The 5,404-nt window shown below is 54.8% G+C and carries 5 protein-coding genes and 1 pseudogene; 4 read left to right on the plus strand and 2 right to left on the minus strand.

Annotation, left to right across the window (positions count from 1 at the left end):
• From NCN04_RS07505 to NCN04_RS07515, 3 genes and pseudogenes are all read left to right on the plus strand, one after another.
• Positions 1–324 (plus strand): annotated as a pseudogene (locus NCN04_RS07505) (oxidoreductase); the annotation flags it as partial.
• The gene (locus tag NCN04_RS07510; RefSeq protein WP_048346251.1) at positions 321–1,196 is read left to right on the plus strand and encodes an alpha/beta fold hydrolase; all 876 of its coding nucleotides are present in this window, start codon (positions 321–323) and stop codon (positions 1,194–1,196) included. The pseudogene NCN04_RS07505 and the gene NCN04_RS07510, both read left to right, overlap by 4 nt.
• Complete coding sequence (locus NCN04_RS07515) at positions 1,184–1,822, plus strand: LmeA family phospholipid-binding protein (RefSeq protein WP_250395669.1); 639 nt, start codon at positions 1,184–1,186, stop codon at positions 1,820–1,822. Before NCN04_RS07510 ends, NCN04_RS07515 begins: the two co-directional genes overlap by 13 nt.
• Positions 1,823–1,841: 19 nt before the next feature.
• On the opposite strand, the gene NCN04_RS07520 is transcribed toward NCN04_RS07515, so the two are convergent.
• Together NCN04_RS07520 and NCN04_RS07525 are read right to left on the minus strand one after the other, a co-directional pair.
• On the minus strand, positions 1,842–2,762 hold the full coding sequence (locus tag NCN04_RS07520; protein WP_250395670.1) for a phosphatidate cytidylyltransferase: 921 nt from the start codon (positions 2,760–2,762) through the stop codon (positions 1,842–1,844).
• Positions 2,763–2,767: 5 nt separating this feature from the next.
• A complete protein-coding gene (locus NCN04_RS07525) occupies positions 2,768–4,183 on the minus strand; it encodes an aminotransferase class I/II-fold pyridoxal phosphate-dependent enzyme (protein ID WP_250395671.1) in 1,416 nt (471 codons plus the stop codon).
• Between the two features lie 237 nt (positions 4,184–4,420).
• Here NCN04_RS07525 and NCN04_RS07530 point away from each other — a divergent pair.
• Positions 4,421–5,404: ABC1 kinase family protein (locus NCN04_RS07530; protein ID WP_250395672.1), on the plus strand; the 984-nt coding region annotated here is incomplete at its 3' end.

Here is a 5,404-nt window from a genome sequence, read left to right on the forward strand (position 1 = left end):
TTGCACGGAGAAAAAGTGGGATTTGGCATTCTGGTGCAGCTCCGGCTTGAAGAACGCCTTGGTGGCAATCAATTGGCCGCCCAATCCCGTCGCCAACTTCTGCCCTTACTCAAGGAGCTTGCTCTACCCGTTTCGCTTCAGGATCTTGGGCTTGGAGAAACAGGGTTGCATGACTTACGCGCCATTTGCAGCTTCGCCTGCCGGCCAGGATCCGACCTACACCATCTCCCCTTCGAGGTCACAGAGACCGATCTTCTTGAAGCTCTCGTAAGCACCGACGCTGACAGTCGCCCTATCAATACGTCTCTGGAGACTGAAGCTTGACCAACAAGGGCATTCTCGAGAACGCAGCCTCCACACTTCTCGATCCTCTGGCCCGTGAACAGCTCAAAGGCTTGGACTGGTTGGAACTCTCATGCACCGATGGGGGGGCAGACCACTATCCAGTGGTGACAGTGGGCAGTGGGCCACCAGTGCTGTTACTGCATGGATTTGATAGTTCCAATCTGGAATTCCGACGTCTGGTGCCCTTGCTCAAAACCAACCACACACTGATCATTCCCGATCTCTTCGGATTCGGGTTTTGCCCAAGACCAGAACGAACCAGCTACGGACCTGAGCTCGTCCTCAAACATCTCAATGCGCTGCTGGGCAACTTGCCAACAAACGAAGCTATCGGGGTAATCGGGGCATCGATGGGTGGCTCTGTTGCAATGGAACTCGCACGGCGGCATCCCGACCGCATCGATCGCTTGCTGCTTCTGGCTCCCGCAGGACTGGACGGCAAACCGATGCCACTACCTCCAGTTCTGGACCAACTGGGGGTGTGGTTCTTGGGCAGACCTGGCGTGAGACGAGGGTTGTGCAGACAAGCCTTTGCCGATCCAGACAGCAGCGTTGGCGAACCAGAAATTGAGATTGCATCCCTGCACCTCAAGGTGCCTGGATGGGCGCGTTCCCTAGCGGCCTTCGCCCGCAGCGGCGGGTTCGCAGGTTGCGGTTCCCCACTTCCCTCTCAGCCCCTGCATGTGCTCTGGGGTGAGCAAGATCGGATCTTGCGGGCTCCTCAAAAACGTTCCGCTGAGGAGCTATTGGGCGACAAGCTTGAATCGGTTGCCCATTGCGGGCATCTTCCCCATCTCGATCAACCGGATTTGGTGGCAAAACGCTGGCGGGGATCAGAATGCTTTCCATGAATGCAAACAGTTCTGGGCCTCTGCTCCAACTGCTCTCCAATGGTCTGCAGATTTGGATCCGAGGACAATGCGATGAAGTGGGTGAGTTGAAGCTGAATCTCCAAGGATCGGCCTTGCAACTCCTGCGGGGCAAGCTGGAAGGTGTGTCCCTAACCGCCCGCAAGGTGAGTTTTCAGAAACTCCCCCTTCTGCGTGCTGAGCTGAAAACGAGTTCACTCCAAGCACACATCAATCCCTCCCATCCTGGCCAACCGATTCAGCTCTCCCATTCCTTCAACATTGATGGGGAGGTGGTGTTCAACGGAGCCGATCTCAATCGAGCACTTGCCAGTGATCGCTGGAGCTGGCTGGGAGATCTCCTCAGTGAGCAATTGATGGGGCTGACGCCTCTTCGTTCCTTGAGCATCGACGACGACTTACTTGAATTGCAGGCCGCCGTGATTGCAACGCAAGATCCTGTGCGCGCTCGGTTCGGTCTAGAAGCCTCAGAGGGCACCATTCAGATCACCCATCTCGAGACAGGAAAATCGTTGTTATTGCCGATGGATCCCGGCATTCACATTCAAAAAGCTCACCTCAAAGCTGGCCAATTAATTCTTGAAGGGACAGCAACTGTCAGTCCCTGAGCTTTGAATTTTTTAAGAGTTAGTTTGCGATCAAAAGCATCACCAAAATCAAGGCGTAATACACCACCGCAGGAGTAAACAAATAACTATCAATCCGGTCAAGAATTCCCCCATGGCCAGGGAGAGCATCGCCAGAGTCTTTAACGCCTGCATCGCGTTTCATCATCGACTCAGTGAGATCTCCAACGAGCGCAAATAGCGCCACCAGTGCCCCAAGCAAGCCTCCAGTGAGCCATCCCAGGGTCCACCCCATGAGGCTAGCCATCAAAGCTCCCACCACAACGGAGCACAACGCACCTCCGATCGCCCCCTCAATCGTTTTCGACGGAGAGATAGGGGACAAAGGATGACGTCCAAATCGTCGACCAATCATGTAAGAACCAATATCACTCGCAACGACCATCAAGCAGGCAGCAAGTGTGATCAATAATCCCGATGAAAGCCAGGAATTATCAAGACTTAAACGTTGCAAAATGGGAGCAAGATCAATATCAGTGAGATTGCGAAGTCTTAACCAATGGCTTGGCAGGAAACCGAGATAAAACAACCCGAAGATTGAAGCGGCAATGTCGGCAATCGATCCTGTGACGGGCTGCAATAGCAACCAACCGCAGATTGCTGCACCCGATAAAGGCAGCACTGCATCAGGCAAAAGAGCCGGAAGACCTCCTGAATTGGCCCACTGCGTGCTGAAGAGCAAGAGCTGGCATGCCACGAGCGTTGTTTTCGTGGCAGGCCTCATGCCTTTGAACTGGGCCATTCGGAAAAATTCCAACAAACCCAGATGCACGATCACCCCCAACGCGAGCGTGAACCACCACCCGCCGAGGCCCACCACCAACAAGCCAAAAGCGCCAGCAAGCAATCCACTGAGCAAGCGCTTGCGATCAAAACCCTTCTTGGTTTTGCCTTGGCTGCTGCTTGCTACGTCTGAAATCACCCCAGTTAGGCCTGCGGCTCTTCAGCCAGAACTTTCACCATACCGGGCACCTGTTCCGGCCATCTTCGGTGCAGACTCAACAACCACTCCAAGCGATCCGATCCAATTCTTTCGCCAGGGATGAGCAATGGAATGCCTGGCGGATAAGGACAAATCATTTCGGCGGCAATGCGTCCAGCACTGTCGTGGATAGACAGCTCACACGCTGGAGCCCGAACAGCAAGCGCTGGAAGCAGTTCAGGCGTTGAACAGGTCTGTAATGGCGGCAAGAGTAACGGGTCCAAAGGCCCAGAACTGGGGTGAGACGCCTGGAGCCTGCGCCAAAGTCGTTGCATGCGTTGGGCCAACCCACGCTGAGACGCTAAGCCCAGGCAAAAGGTCAAACAAAAGGGTTCTGGCAGTTCGGCGATCAATCCACGCTGCATCAACCATGCATCGGCATCCAAACCACTGATTCCCTTCTCCGCCGTCACCAAAATCAAACGCAAGGGGTCATCACTGCGTCTCAATGGCAGTCCTGCAGCATCAAGTCGAGCGGCAAGCTGACGGGCCTGTTTCAATCTTCGCTGCAGCAAACGCTCCCACCTTGGGGTCAGCATCCAATTCAAAGTGGCCTCACAGGAAGCCAACAACAAGGCACTGGGGCTGCTGGTCTGAAACCTGAGCAATGACGCTTGCACTGCTGCAGAATTCACACGCGTGCCTTGAAGCCAAAGCACAGCTGTCTGCCCGAGACCAGGTGCTGATTTGTGCAAGGAATGCACGACGAGGTCAGCGCCCGCATGAAGGGAGGATCGAGGTAAGGCTTCCCCACCAGCGAAAGCAAAGTGGGTGCCATGCGCTTCATCCACAAGCACGGGCAAGCCGAGACGATGGAGGACTGCGATTAAAGGGGTTGGGTCGGACGCATAACCGTGATAGGTGGGATGCACCAAAACGGCGCCCACGATCGACTCAGGAATGGAAGGAAGGGCTGTGAGCGCGCTCTCCAACCCCTGCACAGACATCGCACCTGGATGTCCACGATCAGAGAGGAATGGAACAGGTAAAAACACAGGCCGAATCCCTCCCAACACGCAGGCGGCAATCAAGCTGCGATGCGCGTTGCGCGGCAATAACACCGCCTGGCCAGGTCCAGCCAGGGCAGAAAGCGCTGCTTGAAGCAAACCGGTTGAACCGTTGACACCGAACCAACAAGCGGCAACACCCAACTGGGAAGCCAGTCGTGCTTGCGCATCTGCAACAGCACCTTCCTTCTCAAGAGGCCCACCAATCTCAGGAAGTTCTGGAAGATCCCAACTACCGGGTGGCTGCCGCAGCAGACGCTTCAGAGCTGGCGGCAAGGATCTGCCCCGACCATGCACCGGCAAATGCAGAGACTGCCGCTGGTCAGGCCGTAGCAACGGAATTAAGGAGTGCATAAGGGCCTGCGCTTCTTCAGTCCAGCCAAATCGATCGCTTTACCAACTTGATCGCAACGAACGTTGATCACTCAGAACACTGATCGCGTAGGGCAGGGGGCGCAAACAAGCCCATGAAACGATTGAAAGGAACAACCTGCCTAAGATTCACGCTCTTAAGACTGAAACGTGTTGGATATGGCAGAGCGAACCAGTTTGGCCAACAACACCCAATCGAAAGACGTTTGTAAAGCCCAGATGCGCTACGCACCGGGAAAAGATGCGCGCTGGCTCTTACTGAGACCCTGGATTTATCTACCGCGGCTGTTCCAAATCATCTGGGCACTGACTGGTTTAGTGGTCAGCTTGCTACTTCGTGGCAGAAGCAAAGATTCCGAGGTGCAGCGCAAACTGGCCAGAACCCTGCTTCGCACCCTGACAAATCTGGGGCCCTGTTTCATCAAAGTGGGACAAGCGCTGTCCACACGGCCTGATCTGATCCGACGCGATTGGCTCGATGAACTCACCAAGCTTCAGGACGATCTTCCCTCTTTCGATCACGCGATCGCACTTCAAACCGTTGAAGAGGAGCTAGGAGCTCCGGTGGAGCAACTCTTCGAAGACTTCCCCGACGTGCCTGTTGCTGCAGCCAGCCTGGGTCAGGTCTACAAGGCTCGTTTGCATGGTCAGCATTGGGTTGCCGTGAAGGTGCAGCGGCCCAATCTCGCCTTTATTTTGCGCCGCGACATGGTGCTGATTCGCACCCTGGGCGTTTTGGGTGCACCTTTTCTACCTCTCAACTTGGGCTTCGGATTGGGAGAGATCATCGATGAGTTTGGTCGCAGCTTGTTTGAAGAAATTGATTACTACTGCGAAGCCGACAACGCCGAACGCTTTTCAGCCCTGTTTGCTGATAATCCAGCCGTCACGATTCCAAAAGTAGAGCGACTGCTTTCAGCAAGGCGTGTGCTCACCACCTCCTGGATTCATGGAACCAAGATGAGAGATCGGCAGGAGTTGAAAGCTCAACGTCTCAATCCCCCCGCCCTCATCCGCACGGGTGTCATCAGCGGCCTACAACAACTTCTCGAATACGGATACTTTCATGCAGATCCTCACCCAGGAAACTTATTTGCCCTGAGTGGTCAAACAGGAGATCTCGGTCACGTGGCCTACGTGGACTTCGGAATGATGGATTCGATCAGTAATTCCGACCGTTTAACACTCACTGGTGCGGTCGTT

Origin of the sequence: Synechococcus sp. MU1655 (assembly GCF_023630655.1) — a bacterium.
Taxonomy (GTDB): Bacteria; Cyanobacteriota; Cyanobacteriia; order PCC-6307; family Cyanobiaceae; genus Synechococcus_C.